This is a genomic window from Kitasatospora sp. NPDC127116 (assembly GCF_042677365.1).
Taxonomy (GTDB): Bacteria; Actinomycetota; Actinomycetes; order Streptomycetales; family Streptomycetaceae; genus Kitasatospora; species Kitasatospora lactacystinica.
Map to the genome: position 1 here is coordinate 42132 of NZ_JBHXTL010000055.1, position 15510 is coordinate 57641.

14 protein-coding genes and 1 pseudogene are annotated in these 15510 nt (G+C 70.8%); 3 read left to right on the forward strand and 12 right to left on the reverse strand.

Features of this window, described 5'->3' with window-relative positions; genetic code table 11:
* Window positions 1-101: 101 nt before the first annotated feature.
* The 9 genes and pseudogenes from ACFVHV_RS22305 to arc all read right to left on the reverse strand — a co-directional run bounded on the left by ACFVHV_RS22305 (window position 102) and on the right by arc (window position 9977).
* The gene (locus ACFVHV_RS22305) at window positions 102-1418 is read right to left on the reverse strand and encodes an FKBP-type peptidyl-prolyl cis-trans isomerase (protein ID WP_359901166.1); all 1317 of its coding nucleotides are present in this window, start codon (window positions 1416-1418) and stop codon (window positions 102-104) included.
* 202 nt (window positions 1419-1620) lie between these two features.
* Complete coding sequence (locus ACFVHV_RS22310) at window positions 1621-2610, reverse strand: FKBP-type peptidyl-prolyl cis-trans isomerase (RefSeq protein ID WP_359901168.1); 990 nt, start codon at window positions 2608-2610, stop codon at window positions 1621-1623.
* Between the two features lie 136 nt (window positions 2611-2746).
* Window positions 2747-4108, reverse strand: coding sequence for a Pup--protein ligase (gene pafA / locus ACFVHV_RS22315; protein ID WP_359901171.1), 1362 nt, complete (start codon window positions 4106-4108; stop codon window positions 2747-2749).
* Between the two features lie 121 nt (window positions 4109-4229).
* Window positions 4230-4985 carry a proteasome subunit alpha gene (gene prcA, locus ACFVHV_RS22320; protein ID WP_380352902.1) on the reverse strand — a complete coding sequence of 252 codons (756 nt, stop codon included), beginning with the start codon at window positions 4983-4985 and terminating at the stop codon, window positions 4230-4232.
* 87 nt (window positions 4986-5072) lie between these two features.
* Complete coding sequence (gene prcB, locus ACFVHV_RS22325; protein ID WP_380352913.1) at window positions 5073-5870, reverse strand: proteasome subunit beta; 798 nt, start codon at window positions 5868-5870, stop codon at window positions 5073-5075.
* A pseudogene (locus ACFVHV_RS22330) lies at window positions 5867-5944 on the reverse strand (recombination endonuclease VII); the annotation flags it as partial. The gene prcB and the pseudogene ACFVHV_RS22330, both read right to left, overlap by 4 nt.
* Window positions 5945-6077: 133 nt before the next feature.
* Window positions 6078-6296 (reverse strand): ubiquitin-like protein Pup, encoded by a 219-nt coding sequence (locus tag ACFVHV_RS22335; RefSeq protein ID WP_188299085.1) that lies wholly within the window; start codon window positions 6294-6296, stop codon window positions 6078-6080.
* Window positions 6297-6470: 174 nt separating this feature from the next.
* Window positions 6471-7982 (reverse strand): depupylase/deamidase Dop, encoded by a 1512-nt coding sequence (gene dop / locus ACFVHV_RS22340; RefSeq protein ID WP_380352904.1) that lies wholly within the window; start codon window positions 7980-7982, stop codon window positions 6471-6473.
* Between the two features lie 228 nt (window positions 7983-8210).
* Window positions 8211-9977, reverse strand: coding sequence for a proteasome ATPase (gene arc, locus ACFVHV_RS22345; protein WP_359901182.1), 1767 nt, complete (start codon window positions 9975-9977; stop codon window positions 8211-8213).
* Between the two features lie 286 nt (window positions 9978-10263).
* On the opposite strand from arc, the gene ACFVHV_RS22350 reads away from it, so the two are divergent.
* A complete protein-coding gene (locus ACFVHV_RS22350; protein ID WP_359901185.1) occupies window positions 10264-10569 on the forward strand; it encodes a ferredoxin in 306 nt (101 codons plus the stop codon).
* Between the two features lie 56 nt (window positions 10570-10625).
* On the opposite strand, the gene ACFVHV_RS22355 is transcribed toward ACFVHV_RS22350, so the two are convergent.
* The 3 genes from ACFVHV_RS22355 to ACFVHV_RS22365 form a co-directional block, all read right to left on the reverse strand.
* Complete coding sequence (locus ACFVHV_RS22355) at window positions 10626-11288, reverse strand: hypothetical protein (protein WP_359901188.1); 663 nt, start codon at window positions 11286-11288, stop codon at window positions 10626-10628.
* 85 nt (window positions 11289-11373) lie between these two features.
* Window positions 11374-12333, reverse strand: coding sequence for a tRNA (adenine-N1)-methyltransferase (locus ACFVHV_RS22360; RefSeq protein ID WP_359901190.1), 960 nt, complete (start codon window positions 12331-12333; stop codon window positions 11374-11376).
* Window positions 12334-12393: 60 nt separating this feature from the next.
* Window positions 12394-13611 (reverse strand): site-2 protease family protein, encoded by a 1218-nt coding sequence (locus tag ACFVHV_RS22365; protein WP_380352914.1) that lies wholly within the window; start codon window positions 13609-13611, stop codon window positions 12394-12396.
* A gap of 160 nt (window positions 13612-13771) precedes the next feature.
* Here ACFVHV_RS22365 and ACFVHV_RS22370 point away from each other — a divergent pair, with 160 nt between their 5' ends.
* Both ACFVHV_RS22370 and ACFVHV_RS22375 read left to right on the forward strand, forming a co-directional pair.
* On the forward strand, window positions 13772-14671 hold the full coding sequence (locus ACFVHV_RS22370) for a RecB family exonuclease (RefSeq protein ID WP_359901196.1): 900 nt from the start codon (window positions 13772-13774) through the stop codon (window positions 14669-14671).
* Entirely contained in the window at window positions 14672-15343 is a 672-nt protein-coding gene (locus ACFVHV_RS22375) for a response regulator transcription factor (RefSeq protein WP_188299078.1), read from the forward strand. It abuts the gene before it with no gap.
* The last annotated feature ends 167 nt before the right edge of the window (window positions 15344-15510 follow it).

Sequence of the window (15510 nt, forward strand, 5' to 3'; positions counted from 1 at the left end):
GTTCTTCCCGGACCACGGTACGGGCGCCCGCCGCCCGTCCGGGTCCGGCCACGCGGCCGGACCCGGAGGTCACACGTACACCATTGTCACCCGAAAGTGGATCAGCCCTGACCCGCGTCGAGGATGTCCACCACGAAGACCAGCGTCGCGCCGGGCGGGATGTCGCCCTGGCCCTTGTCGCCGTAGCCCAGCGAGGCGGGGATCACCAGCTCGACCCGGCTGCCGACGGTCTGGCCCTCCAGGCCCTGGTCCCAGCCCTGGATGACCTGGCCGCCGCCGACCGGGAAGGTGAACGCCTGGCCCTTGCTGAGCGAGGAGTCGAACACCTTGCCGCTGGAGAACAGCGCGCCGGTGTACTGGACGACGACCTTCTCGCCCTTCTCCACCTTCGGCCCGGTGCCCTTGATCAGGACGTGCGACTTCAGCTCGGTCGGGTCCTTCGCGCCGGCCACCGGGGTGATCTCGGCCGGCTTCTTGCCGTTGTCCTTGACCTGCGGGAAGTCCGCCGGCGGCGGGGTGACGGTTCCGCTCACCACGGCGTCGGGCGCGTTGGCGTTGCGGACGTCGATCACGAAGATCAGGTCGTCCTTGGGGCCGATCGACATGTCGGCCTTGCCCTGGGCGCCGAACGCGGCGGCCGGCGGGGCCACCACCAGCAGCCGGCTGCCGGCCTTCTTGCCGATCACGGCCTGGTCCAGGGCCGGGATCAGCGCGTCGGTGCCGGCCTGGAAGATCTGCGGCTTCCCGTCGGCGTCGTACGAGCTCGGGATGTCCTTGCCGGTGTTCCAGTCCTTGGCGGTGTAGTCGACCGAGGCCCAGGAGTTCTTCTCCACCTTGGCGCCGGTGCCCTCGGTGAGCACCTTGACGACGAAGGAGCCGTCGGAGGCCTCGCCCGGCACCTGGATCTCGGCCTTCTTGCCGAAGTCCCCGGCGACCGTCGGCAGCACCTTGGCGCTGTCCTTGATCGGCGGCACCGGTTCGGCGGTCGGCGTGGGCGGCGCGCTCTTGGCCGCGTCCGGCTTGGCCGCGGCGCTGTCCTTGGAGCCGTCCTTGTTCACCACGTAGAGCGTGATGCCGCTGCCGACCAGCAGCAGCGCCAGCACCGTACCGAGGATCACGCCCAGCTTGCCGACACCGGGCGGGTTCTCGTCGTACCCGGCCTCCGAGCTGTCGGTCTTGCGCACGTTGGAGGCGAAGATCTGCGGGGCGTCGTCGTCCGTCCTGGTCCCGCCCGCGGGGCGCGGCGCCTCGCCGGGCTGCGCCCAGCCGGCCTGCTGCGCCAGGATCGCCGGGGGGACGACGATCGACTCGCGGTCCCCGCCGACCGGGCCGCCGGGACGGGAGGCGGCCGGGTCACCCGCAGAGCTGTCGTTCGCCGCGGTACCGGCCCCGCCCGGGCTCGGCGTCTTCTCAGTCATGACTCCCCATCCATCTCGCCACGAGGTCTTCCAGGTCTGCGTCCGGCGTGGGCACGCCGGCCTGATGTCGCACCGCCCGCCCGGACCTCGGCACCGGGCGGCGCCTGCCACAGTGCGTGGGCAGTATGACAGCTCAGGATGAGGGCGGACGCTTCGCTGTACGAGCGTCCGCCCAAGCGTACGGAATCCCCTGGGTGAGTTCCTAGACCGCTTCGAGAATGTCGATCACGAAGACCAGCGTCGAGTTCGCCGGCACCGAGCCCTGCGCCTTGTCCTGGTAGCCGAGCGCCGGCGGGACCACCAGCAGGACCCGGCTGCCGACGTTCTGCCCGACCAGGCCCTTGTCCCAGCCCTCGATCACGCTGCCGGTGCCGATCTGCACCGCCTGCGCGCCGCCGTGCGTCCAGGAGGAGTCGAACTGCTGGCCGTTGGCCCACAGCACCCCGGTGTACTGCACCACCAGGGTCTGCCCGCTCTTGACCTGCTTGCCCTCGCCCTTGATCAGCACCGCCTGCTGGAGGTCGGTGGGCGCGGCCTGCCCTTCCGGGATCGTGATCGTCACCGGCGCCTTGCCGTTGTCCTTGACCTGCGGCAGCGTCGCGGGCGGCTCGGTCATCGTCCCGGTGAGCGTGGAGTCCGGCGGCAGGCTCTCCATGATGTCCAGCACGAACACCACGGTGTCGCCCTTGCTGACGCCAAGCTGGCTGGAGCCCTGCTCGCCGAAGGCCGCCTCCGGCGGGGCCACCACCAGCAGCCGGGAGCCCACCTTCTTGCCGATCACGCTCTGGTCCAGCGCCGGCACCAGCTGCCCGCTGCCCGCCTGGTAGAGCTGCGGCTTGCCGTTGGCGTCGTACGAGCTCGGCAGGTCCTTGCCGGTGGTCCAGTCCTTGGCGGTGTAGTTGACCGTCACCCAGTCGCCCTTGTTGACGGTCGCCCGCTCACCCTCGATGACCGTGTTCACCACGAACTGGCCGCTGGGCTGCTGGCCCTCGGGAATGGTGATGGTGGCCTTGCTGCCGAATCCGCCACCCGAAAGAGTGGGCATCGGCGACGCCTCCGCGACCGGCGCGGGGACCGTCGGGGCGGCGCTCGCCGTGGACGGCGTCGCCGGGCCGGCCGCCTTGGGGGAACTGCTGCAGGCGACCGCGAGCAGCAACGGCAGGGTGAGAAGCAAACCGGCGGTGCGGCGCACGGTGGTCCTAACTGTCGGTCGAAGTCGGCTCTCCTGACTCGACGGACAGCGTATGCCCGGCACGCGTCCGGCCCCGGTAGACACCACCGGGGCCGGCCACCGCCTTGATCACAAGGCCTCGATCACACCGCCTCCACTACATCCCCGCGATCAGCTTCTCCACCCGCTCGTCCACCGAGCGGAACGGGTCCTTGCACAGCACCGTGCGCTGCGCCTGGTCGTTCAGCTTCAGGTGCACCCAGTCCACCGTGAAGTCCCGGCGCTGCTCCTGCGCCCGGCGGATGAAGTCCCCGCGCAGCCGGGCCCGGGTGGTCTGCGGCGGGATCGACTTGGCCTCGAAGGTCTTGAGGTCGGTGGTCACCCGCTGCGCCTGGCCCTTGCCCTGGAGCAGGTAGAACAGGCCGCGGCGGCGGTGGATGTCGTGGTACGCGAGGTCGATCTGGGCCACCCGCGGGTTGGACATGCTCATCCCGTGCTTCTCGCGGTAGCGCTCGATGAGCTTGTACTTCATGATCCAGTCGATCTCCTGGGCCACCCCGTCCAGCCGCTCGGTGCGGACGGCCTCCAGGGTGCGGCCCCACAGGTCGAGCACCCGGCCGACGGTGCCGGTGTTGATGCCCTTGCGGTCCGCGAACTCCAGGGCCTTCGTGTAGTACTCCTCCTGGATGTCCAGCGCGCTGGCCTCCCGGCCGTTGGCGAGCCGCACCTGGTGGGTGCCGGTGAGGTCGTGGCTGACCTCGCGGATCGCCCGGATCGGGTTCTCCAGGGTGAGGTCGCGCATCACCACGCCGGCCTCGATCAGCCGCAGCACCAGGTCGGTGGAGCCGACCTTGAGCAGCGTCGTGGTCTCGGACATGTTGGAGTCGCCGACGATCACGTGCAGCCGGCGGTAGCGCTCGGCATCCGCGTGCGGCTCGTCCCGGGTGTTGATGATCGGGCGCGAACGGGTGGTGGCGGAGCTGACGCCCTCCCAGATGTGCTCGGCCCGCTGGCTGACGCAGAACACCGCGCCGCGCGGGGTCTGGAGCACCTTGCCCGCGCCGCAGATCAGCTGCCGGGTGACCAGGAACGGGATCAGCACGTCGGCGAGCCGGGAGAACTCGCCGTGCCGGGCCACACAGTAGTTCTCGTGGCAGCCGTAGGAGTTCCCGGCCGAGTCGGTGTTGTTCTTGAAGAGGTAGACGTCCCCCGCGATGCCCTCCTCGTGCAGCCGCCGCTCGGCGTCCACCAGGAGGCCTTCGAGGATCCGCTCGCCGGCCTTGTCGTGCGTCACCAGCTCGACGACGTCGTCGCACTCGGGGGTGGCGTACTCGGGGTGGGAGCCGACGTCGAGGTAGAGGCGGGCGCCGTTGCGCAGGAAGACGTTGCTGCTTCGGCCCCAGGAGACGACCCGGCGGAACAGGTACCGCGCGACCTCGTCCGGTGACAGCCGCCGCTGCCCGCGGAACGTGCAGGTCACGCCGTACTCGTTCTCCAGCCCGAAAATCCGGCGGTCCATGAGCACTCCATTCTCTGTCGGAGCTGTCCGAAACCGCCTCCACGACGGCTGGGCCGCCGCAGGGGCACCGGAGTCCCGCACGACGGCGGCGGGGCCGCCGTACGGAACTCCACAGGTACTGCTACACCGGCGTGCCGTCCGCCGGGTTGTCGTCGTCGTCCGCCTCGGCGGACTGGTCCCCGTCGAGCAGCCGGCCCAGCTGGTTGCCCAGGATCCGCTTGAACTTGCGCTGCTGGAACCGCTGGCGGTCGAGGACCGCGACCTCCAGCTGTTCCGGCGTGAGGCTGCGCGGGCTGCCGCCGTTGGGGTCGCGGGCGAGCGAGTCCACCGCGACCTTCACCGCCTCGGTGAGGCTCAGGCCGACCCGGTGGCGCTGGCCCAGGTAGTTGCCGATCGAGTCGGCGTTGCCGCCGACCACCACGTAGTTCTTCTCGTCCACGACCGAGCCGTCCGGCGTGAGCCGGTAGATCTGGTCGTTGTCGGAGGTGCGGCCGACCTCGGCCACGATCAGCTCGACCTCGTACGGCTTCTCGCCGACCGAGGAGAAGATGGTGCCCAGCGTCTGGGCGTACACGTTGGCCAGGCCCCGGGCCGTGACGTCGGCCCGGTCGTAGGAGTAGCCGCGCAGATCGGCGTAGCGGACGCCGCCGATGCGCAGGTTCTCGAACTCGTTGTAGCGGCCGACCGCCGCGAAGGCGATCTTGTCGTAGATCTCGGAGACCTTGTGGAGCGCCCTGGAGGTGTTCTCCGCGACGAAGACGATGCCGTCGGCGTAGGTGAGCACGACCACGCTGCGGCCGCGCGCGATGCCCTTGCGGGCGTACTCCGCGCGGTCCGCCATGGCCTGCTGGGGTGAGACGTAGAACGGTGTCGACACCGGCGGTCGTCCCTTTCCTGTGAGGTGGTGGCGTGGGGAGTGTCCTGTGGAACTCAGCCGGGTCCGCCTAGATCCACAGGACACCCCCTAGATCAGCGGGGCCTGCGGGCCGTTGGGCCGGGCCAGGCGCTCGTCGGTGATGGCGACGGCGACCTCCGTGACCTCCGCCTCGGTGAGTCGGCGGAAGCCGTCCTCGGTGATCAGCGAGACGATCGGGAAGATCTTGCGGGCGAGGTCCGGGCCGCCGGTGGCGGAGTCGTCGTCGGCCGCGTCGTACAGCGCCTGGACGACCATGGTGACGGCCTGGTCGGCCGTCAGCCCCTCGCTGTAGAGCTTCTTCATCGAGCCGCGCGCGAAGACCGAGCCGGAGCCGGTGGCGGTGAAGCCGCGCTCCTCGGACCGCCCGCCGGTGACGTCGTAGTTGAAGATCCGGCCGCGGCCGAGGTCCAGGTCGTAGCCGGCGAACAGCGGCACCACCGCGAGGCCCTGCATCGCCATGCCCAGGTTGCCCCGGATCATGGTGGTGAGCCGGTTGGCCTTGCCCTCCAGGGAGAGCGTGGTGCCCTCGATCTTCTCGTAGTGCTCCAGCTCCAGTTGGAACAGCCGGACCATCTCGATCGCGAGGCCCGCGGTGCCGGCCACGCCGACCGCGCTGAACTCGTCGGCCGGGAACACCTTCTCCATGTCGCGCTGGGCGATCACGTTGCCCATCGTGGCCCGGCGGTCACCCGCGATCACCACGCCGCCGTCGAAGGTCGCGGCCACGATCGTGGTCCCGTGCGGGGCCTCGACCACGGCGCCCTCGGGGAGCCCGCGGCGACCGGGGACCAGCTCCGGCTTGTGCTCGGCGAGGAAGTCGATGAACGAGGACGACCCCGGGGTCAGGAAGGCAGCCGGTAGACGCCCGGTGCCACGAGTGTTGGCTTCCACACGATTCCTTCCAGGTAGCTTGAAGCGCGCGCTGCCCGCACCCTACCCGCCCGACGATCACTGTCCACGGGTGGAGGGGCCGGTGCCGGACGGCCGGGCGGTGCTCGCCGCCCGGCCGCCCCGGACGGTCGCGACCGTGAATTCGGAATGCCCGGGTGCGGGCTATTGCCCGCCCTTCTGGACGAATCCGCGCACGAAATCCTCGGCATTCGACTCGAGGACCTCGTCGATTTCGTCCAGCACCGCGTCGACGTCGTCGCTCAGCTTTTCCTGGCGCTCCTTGAGGTCGTCGGAATTCTGGCTTTCCGCGGCCTGCTCCTCGACCTCCTCGGAGGAACGGTTTGCCCGCTGCTGGCCGCCGCCGGTGTCCTTGCTCGCCATTTCCCTCACCCCGCTCGATTCGTCTGGCACGGTTCGGTCGTTGCTTGCTGCACCGACCCTATACACAAGGTGCGACTGCCGCTCCCGGTTCGCCGGTGGCGCTTCCTGTCCAACACCCGCTGCCACCCCGAATGATTCCCATTCGGCGGACGTTCACCCATGGTGATCGAAAAGTTACCCGCCGGCCAGCACCCGGAGCAGGTCCTCGGCCGTGCGGCAGCGGTCCAGCAGCTCCTTGACGTGGTTGCGGGTGCCGCGCAGCGGCTCCAGGGTGGGGACGCGCTGCAACGAGTCCCGGCCCGGCAGGTCGAAGATCACCGAGTCCCAGGAGGCCGCCGCGACGTGGTCCGCGTACTGCTCCAGACAGCGACCGCGGAAGTACGCCCTGGTGTCCTCCGGCGGCTTGGAGACGGCCCGCTCCACCTCGTCCTCGGTGACCAGCCGCTCGAACCGCCCGCGGGCCACCAGACGGTTGTAGAGGCCCTTCTCGGGCCGTACGTCGCTGTACTGGAGGTCGACCAGGTGCAGTCGCGGGTTGTCCCACTCCAGGGCGTCCCGGCTGCGGTAGCCCTCCAGGATCTCCCGCTTGGCGATCCAGTCCAGCTGCCGGGACAGCGACATCGGGTCGCGCTCCAGCCGGCCCAGGACGTCCTCCCAGCGCGCCAGCACGTCCACCGTCTGCTCGTCCGCGTCGGTGCCGAAGCGGTCCTCCACGTACTTGCGGGCCAGCTCGAAGTACTCCAGCTGGAGCTGGACGGCGGTGAGCCGGCGCCCGTTGCGCAGGGTGATCAGGTGCTTGAGCGTCGGGTCGTGGGAGACCCGGTGCAGGGTGCGCACCGGCTGGTCCACCGCGAGGTCGGCGGCGATGAAGGAGTCCTCGATCATCGACAGGACCAGCGAGGTGGTGCCCAGCTTGAGGTAGGTGGAGATCTCGGAGAGGTTGGCGTCCCCGATGATCACGTGCAGTCGGCGGTACTTCTCGGCGTCGGCGTGCGGCTCGTCCCGGGTGTTGATGATCGGGCGCTTGAGCGTCGTCTCCAGGCCGACCTCGACCTCGAAGTAGTCCGCCCGCTGGCTGATCTGGAAGCCGTGCGCGGCGCCGTCCTGGCCGATGCCGACCCGGCCGGCGCCGGTGACCACCTGGCGGGAGACGAAGAACGGGGTGAGGTGGCGGACGATGTCGGCGAACGGTGTCGCCCGCTTCATCAGGTAGTTCTCGTGGGTGCCGTAGGAGGCGCCCTTGTTGTCGGTGTTGTTCTTGTAGAGGTGGATGGTCTGCCCGTTGGGCAGTTCCAGCGCGCGTTGTGCCGCGGCCGCCATGATCCGCTCGCCGGCCTTGTCCCAGAGCACGGCGTCACGCGGGTTGGTCACCTCGGGCGAGCTGTACTCGGGGTGCGCGTGGTCCACGTAGAACCGGGCCCCGTTGGTGAGGATGACGTTGGCGAGGCCGATGTCCTCGTCGGTCAGCTGGCTGGCGTCCGCGACCTCGCGGGCCAGGTCGAACCCCCGTGCGTCGCGCAGCGGGTTCTCCTCCTCGAAGTCCCAGCGGGCCCGCCGTGCCCGGTGCATCGCCGCCGCGTACGCGTTGACGATCTGGGACGAGGTGAGCATGGCGTTGGCGTTGGGGTGCCCGGGCACGGAGATCCCGTACTCGGTCTCGATGCCCATCACGCGCCGTACGGTCATGCGGCCCTCCTTGCCCGGTGCGCCGCCCCCGACGGGCGGAGCACTCTGACGTACCGCCGAACAACACCGACGCCGGGCCTCTGCCCGCGGACGGTGGGTCGAGCCTAGAACCCGGCGCCGAGCGGCGGGCCCGGAGACGCGCCGTCCGGCTGCGGGGCCGCGAGGCGCCACAGCCGGACGGTGTGCGTACAGCTCCGGGGACCGCTGCCGGCCCGGACAACCGCGTGCTTACAGGTACTGCCCCGTGTTGGCGACAGTGTCGATCGAGCGGCCGGACTCGGCGCCCTGCTTGCCGGTGACCAGCGTGCGGATGAAGACGATCCGCTCGCCCTTCTTGCCGGAGATGCGGGCCCAGTCGTCCGGGTTGGTGGTGTTCGGGAGGTCCTCGTTCTCCTTGAACTCGTCCACGCAGGCGGCGAGCAGGTGGGAGACGCGCAGACCGCGCTGACCGTGGTCGAGGAAGTCCTTGATGGCCATCTTCTTCGCGCGGTCGACGATGTTCTGGATCATCGCGCCGGAGTTGAAGTCCTTGAAGTACAGGACCTCCTTGTCACCGTTGGCGTAGGTGACCTCCAGGAAGCGGTTCTCCTCGGTCTCGGAGTACATCCGCTCCACCACCGACTGGATCATCGCGGCCACCGTGGCCCCGACGGAGCTGTCGTGCTCCTTGAGGTCGTCCGGGTGGAACGGCAGCGAGTCCTTGAGGTACTTGGAGAAGATGTCCTTCGCGGCCTCGGCGTCCGGGCGCTCGATCTTGATCTTGACGTCCAGGCGGCCGGGCCGCAGGATCGCCGGGTCGATCATGTCCTCGCGGTTGGAGGCGCCGATGACGATGACGTTCTCCAGGCCCTCCACGCCGTCGATCTCGGCGAGCAGCTGCGGGACGATGGTGTTCTCCACGTCCGAGCTGACGCCGGAGCCGCGGGTGCGGAACAGCGACTCCATCTCGTCGAAGAAGACGATGACGGGCGTGCCCTCGCCCGCCTTCTCCCGGGCCCGCTGGAAGACCAGGCGGATCTGCCGCTCGGTCTCGCCCACGTACTTGTTGAGCAGCTCGGGGCCCTTGATGTTGAGGAAGTAGCTCTTCCCCTGGGGGCGGCCGGTGACCTCGGCGACCTTCTTGGCCAGCGAGTTGGCGACCGCCTTGGCGATCAGCGTCTTGCCGCAGCCGGGCGGGCCGTAGAGCAGCACGCCCTTGGGCGGGCGCAGCTCGTACTCCTTGAACAGGTCGGCGTGCAGGTAGGGCAGCTCGACCGCGTCGCGGATCAGCTCGATCTGGTTGCTCAGACCGCCGATCTGGCGGTAGTCGATGTCCGGGACCTCCTCGAGGACCAGCTCCTCGACCTCGGACTTCGGGACGACCTCGAAGACGTAGCCGGAGCGGGGCTCCAGCAGCAGGGCGTCCCCGGACCGGATGGTCAGCCCACGCAGCGGTTCGGCGAGGCGCACCACCCGCTCCTCGTCGGTGTGCCCCAGCACCAGGGCGCGCTCGCCGTCCTCCAGGAGCTCCTTGAGGGTGACGATCTCGCCGATGTTCTCGAAGGCCATCGCGTCCACGATGTTGAGGGCCTCGTTGAGCATCACTTCCTGGCCGCGCCGCACCTCGTCGAGGGCGACGCTCGGGCTGACGTTCACGCGGAGCTTGCGCCCCCCGGTGAAGATGTCCGCGGTGCCGTCCTCGTTCGCGTCGAGGAAGGTGCCGAAGCCGGCCGGGGGCTGTGCCAGCCGGTCCACTTCCTCCTTGAGGGCCACGATCTGGTCGCGGGCCTCTCGCAGGGTGGAGGCGAGCCGTTCGTTCTGGGCGGTCACGCCCGCCAGGTTGGTCTGGAGCTCGACGATCCGCTCTTCGAGGATCCTCGAATTGCGCGGCGAGTCGGCGAGCTTGCGGCGCAACACGGCGATTTCCTGCTCAAGGTACGAGACCTGAGCGGCCTCGTCGGAACCACGAGCGGGCCTGCCGGTGCTGCGGTTGTAGTCGTCATCGTGGGCTGCCACGGTCCTCACCTCCTCCGGGGAGCTGGACGCTTCCAGACCCTACCTGGGACCAGGGGTCCGTAAACCCCTAGATCAAGAAAGATGGAACGGGCGTGTCCGACCTTCGCCCCAGCGCGCTTCCCCTCTGCTAAGGGGGATACCCACCGCGCACCACCCAAAGCGGGCCAGATGTATCGTCGAGCGAAGTGATATCCGATCGCGACCACAAGTCGAGGTCCGATCGTTGTACGAATGGCGGGATTGCTCCAGGAATAGGGGCGACCCGGGACAGAAACGGCAGGGGACCATGTCGGTGACCGAGCAGACGGCGGCAGCGGCCGAAGAGCTGGAGGTGTGGATCGACCAGGATCTGTGCACCGGCGACGGCATCTGCGTGCAGTACGCGCCCGAGGTCTTCGAGCTCGACATCGACGGGCTGGCCTATGTGAAGGGGCCGGACGACGAGCTGCGCCAGCAGCCCGGGGAGACCGCCCCGGTGTCGCTGACGATCCTTCAGGACGTGGTGGACTCGGCGAAGGAGTGCCCCGGCGACTGCATCCACGTGCGCCGGGTCGCCGACCGGGTCGAGGTGTACGGGCCGGACGCGGAGTAGCCGGCCCGCGGATCAGCGGGTCCGCGCGGTGGTCGGTCCGCGCGGTGGCCGGTCCGTCACACGGCGGAGAGCGGGGCGGCGGTCTGGGAGCGATCCCAGCCGCCGCTCCTGTGCGTCCAGGTGAGGTCGACCGAGATGTCGGGCCGGAACCGCGGCACGTCCTCGCTCGAATACCCCTGCGCGTGGCCGGTGATGGCGCCGTCCGAACGCACCGCGATCCGGCTCACGGTGAGGTTCTCGCGCTCGGTCAGCAGCGTGGCCACCACCTCCGGGCGCCCGCCCGGGCCGAAGCCGAGCAGCAGGACGGCGTCCGGCGGGGTGCCGGTCTCGGTGGCGCAGTGCGCGGTGACCACCGTGGCGGGGCGCCCGTCGCCGAGCCGCGCGGACACGCTGAGCGCCGTCTTGACCGGGAACGGGCCGCAGTCCAGCGGGAGTTGGACCTGGGCCGGGTCGGGGCCCGCGCTCACCGCGAGGGACGTGGGCACGGGGTGCGCGGGCACCGGGGTGCCGGTCGCCGGGGAGGCCGCCAGTGCGGCCCCCACCACCGCGCCGCAGCCGGCCAGGGCGACGGCCCAGTGCCAGGGGGCGGTGCGCGCGTGCCCGGGCCCGGAGCGGCTCCGCGGTGTCCGCTGTCCAGCCGTCGCCGTCGTCGTCCCGACCGCGGTCTCCACCAGGCGTCCCCTCCAGAGCTCCAGGAGCTGGTCTGCGTGCGCGAGCATCGTCCCACACCGTGATCGGCGGGATGCGAAAGGGGTGGTACGAGCGGTGTGCTCGTACCACCCCTTTCGCGGTGGGTTTCGGGGCTCAGCCCAGGTCGGGCTGCTCCGTCTCCGTGTCGCGGGCGGCCTTGCGGGCGGCGGCGCGCTCCTGGAGGGTGGGCTCGGGCGCCCCGTTGTCGTAGTCCTCGCCGTACGCGCCCTTGGCCGGACGGCGGCGGCGCAGCGGCGGCTCCACACCGTCCGCCAGGCGGCGGGCGGTGAGCAGGAAGCCGGTGTGGCCGATCATCCGGTGGTCCGGGCGGACCGCCAGACCCTCCAGGTGCCAGGTGCGGACCATGGTCTCCCAGGCCTGCGGCTCGGTGAAGGTGCCGTGGTCGCGCAGCGCCTCGACGGTCCTGGACATCTGCGTGGTGGTGGCCACGTAGCAGCAGATGAGGCCGCCGGGGACGAGCGCCTCGGAGGCGACGTCCAGGCACTCCCAGGGGGCCAGCATGTCGAGGATGACGCGGTCGACGTCGGTCTCGACCAGGTTGTCCTGGAGGTCGCCGACGGTGAGCTTCCACGCCGGGTGCGGGCCGCCGAAGTAGCGCTCGACGTTCCCCTGGGCGATGTCGGCGAAGTCCTGCCGGCGCTCGTAGGAGGCCAGCATGCCGTGCTCGCCGACGGCACGCAGCAGGTACATGCTGAGCGCGCCGGACCCGACGCCGGCCTCGATCACGCGGGCACCCGCGAAGATGTCGGCCATGGCCAGGATCTGGCCGGCGTCCTTGGGGTAGATCACGGCGGCGCCGCGCGGCATGGACAGGACGTAGTCGGGGAGCAGGGGACGCAGCGCGAGGTACGGGACGTTCCCCGTGGTGCGCACGACCGTGCCCTCGGGAGCGCCGATCAGCTCGTCATGCGGGAACGCACCCTTGTGGGTGTGGAACTGGTTCCCGGCCTGGAGCGTGAACGTGTAGTGGCGACCCTTGGGATCGGTCAGCTGGACCTGGTCCCCGACCTGGAAGGGCCCGCGTCTGCGGGCGGCACCGGTCGGTTCGGACATGCCGACAATCCTAAGGGAAGCGGAGCCTCCCGCCCTACCACCATGATCGGCGGGCGTCGGTCAGCGGCCGGAGACGGCGGCGGTCAGCCGCTGCTCGATGTCGCTGAGCGAGGCGACGCCGTACACCCGGCCGTCCGCCTCGACCACCAGGTACTCCGCCGCCGGGGTGGCCTGGACGGCCCGCAGCAGGTCCTCGCCGCCGAGGTCGGCGCTCAGCCGCATCCCGGGTTCGAGGTCGCGGGCGAGCGGTCCGACGGCCACCCAGGGGCGGCGGTGCTCGGGCACCGACCGGACGGCGGCCTCGCGCACGAGGGCGATCGGCTCGCCCCGGCCGTCCACCACGATCACCGCGCCGGCCCGGGCCTCGCGGGCGCGGCGCAGCGCCTCGCCCAGCGGGGTGTCGGCGGTGACCTCGACGGCCCGCCGGGCCAGCTCGCGCAGCCGCAGGCCGGGCAGCACCTCCTTGAGCCGGGCGTTGCGCAGGCTGCCGGTGGCACCGTTCCAGATGATCGCGGCGAGCACCGCGGCCAGCAGGGCGTCCACCAGGGTGTCGGTGGTGGTGCGCTCGACCCCGCGGGCGGCGCTCAGCAGCGGCAGGCCGATCAGCACCGCGACGGCCAGCCCGCGGCCTACCCAGGCGGCGACCACCGTGCCGGTCATCGGCTTGCCGCTGATCGCCCAGACGACCGCGCGCAGCATCCGGCCGCCGTCCAGCGGCAGGCCGGGCAGCAGGTTGAAGGCGGCGACCACCAGGTTGGAGATCATCAGGCCGGTGAGCAGCACCCCGGGCACGGTGGAGAGCTCCACCGCCCGCACCCCGAGGTAGAACAGGCCGCCGAGCAGCAGCGAGAGCAGCGGGCCGACGAAGGCCAGCCAGAACTCCCGCCAGGGGCTCTCCGCCTCGTTCTCGATCTCGGAGACCCCGCCGAAGAACTGCAGCTGGATCCGCCGCACCCCGAGCTTGTAGCGCAGCGCGACCAGGGTGTGGGCGAGCTCGTGCACCAGGACGGAGGCGTAGAAGGCGACCGCGAAGAAGAACGCGACCAGGTAGCGGGCGCCGCCGAGGTCGGGCAGGACGTCGCCCAGCTGTCCGCCGAACACCCAGGTGATCAGTGCGGCGATGAGGAACCAGGACGGGGTGACGTAGACGGGCACGCCGAAGGGCCGGCCCATCAGGATGCCGCCGCGGCGCTCGGGCGGCGCCCCGGCCGGGCGCCCGTCGCCCGCCCGCGGTGGCCGGTCGGAGGGCTGCTGCCCCCTGCTGTCGCTCACCGTGATCCCTTCGGTCGTCTCCCCCGTCGTGCCCGGTACGCCCACGCTACGTGATCGCCGCCCTCCGGCGCCGCGCGGCCCTCCCCCCGGCTTCATACCCACTCCCGCGCGTCCGTGGCAGCACCGTGGCAGCGGGATGACAGGAAAGGGCAATAGGGTCGTAGCCATGCAGCACACCGACACCAGCAGTGCCGCCGTGCGTCCGGCGGCACCCCCGACCGGGCTCTCCCCGTCCCGAGCGGGGGACTTCCTCACCTGTCCCCTGCTGTACCGGCTGCGGGTGATCGACCGGCTGCCGGAGCCGCCGAGCCCGGCGGCGACCCGGGGCACGCTGGTGCACGCGGTGCTGGAGAGGCTGTTCGACAGCCCGGCGGCCGAGCGGACGCCGGAGCGGGCGCTGGGCCTGCTGCGCCCGCAGTGGGAGCGGCTGCTGGGCGAGCGCCCGGAGCTGGGCACGCTGTTCCCGGAGGACCCGGACGGCGCGGCGCTCACCCGCTGGCTGGCGGACGCCGAGAAGCTGGTCGGCCAGTGGTTCCGGCTGGAGGACCCGACCCGGCTGCACCCGGTGGAGCGGGAGCTCTACGTGGAGACGGCCCTGGGTTCGGGGCTGCTGCTGCGCGGCTACATCGACCGGGTGGACGTCGCCCCGACCGGTGAGGTCCGGCTGGTGGACTACAAGACCGGCCGGGCGCCCTCGCGGGACTTCGAGGGCAAGGCGATGTTCCAGATGAAGTTCTACGCCCTGGTGGTGTGGCGCTGGAAGGGCGTGATCCCCAAGCGCCTCCAGCTGGTCTACCTCGGCGGCGGCGGGGACGTGGTCAGCTACGACCCGGACGAGGCCGACCTGCTCGCGGTGGAGCGCAAGCTCCAGGCGCTGTGGGAACGGATCGGCCACGCGGTGGCCACCGGGGACTTCCCGGCCACCCGCAACCGCCTCTGCGACTGGTGCGACCACCAGGCCAGCTGCCCGGAGTTCGGCGGCACCCCGCCGCCGTACCCGCTGCCGCTGGCGCGTACGTCGGATGAGAGCGATCCCACGGGGGATCCGATGAGCAAGGAGTCCTAGGTGACGATCCGAGTGCTGCTGGTCGACGACCAGCCGCTGCTGCGCACCGGTTTCCGGATGATCCTGGAGGCCGAGTCCGATCTCGTGGTGGTCGGCGAGGCCGGCGACGGCCAGCAGGCGCTGGACCAGGTGCGGGCGCTGCAGCCCGACGTGGTGCTGATGGACATCCGGATGCCCAGGATGGACGGCGTCGAGGCGACCCGCCGGATCGCCGGCCCGGGGCGGGACGGCCCGGCCAAGGTGCTGGTGCTGACCACCTTCGACCTGGACGAGTACGTGGTGGAGGCACTGCGCGCGGGCGCCAGCGGCTTCCTGCTGAAGGACGTCCCGGCCGAGGAGCTGGTGCAGGCGATCCGGGTGGTCGCGGACGGCGCGGCGATGCTGGCGCCGAGCATCACCCGCCGGCTGCTGGACATGTACGCCACCAAGCTGCCCTCGGGCGACGAGGCGCCGCCGCAGGCGCTGAGCGCGCTGACCGAGCGCGAGCTGGAGGTGCTGAAGCTGGTGGCGCGCGGGCTGTCGAACGCGGAGATCGCGGCCGAGCTGTTCGTCAGCGAGACCACCGTGAAGACGCACGTGGGCCATGTGCTGACCAAGCTGCAGCTGCGCGACCGGGTCCAGGCGGCCGTGTACGCCTACGAGAGCGGGCTGGTGCGCCCGGGCGCCCTGTAGGGGCGGCGGCGGCCGCCCGCGGCTGCTGAAACGTCACGGCGGCCCGGCCGCGACCCCCGCCCGACCCGGTAACGGACGGGCCGCCCTCCAGCCGGCGCCACATGTTGGTGCGCCGGCTCTACCACAAAACGAACTAACCCGAGGTGTACAAAGTGGAAAAAAACCCG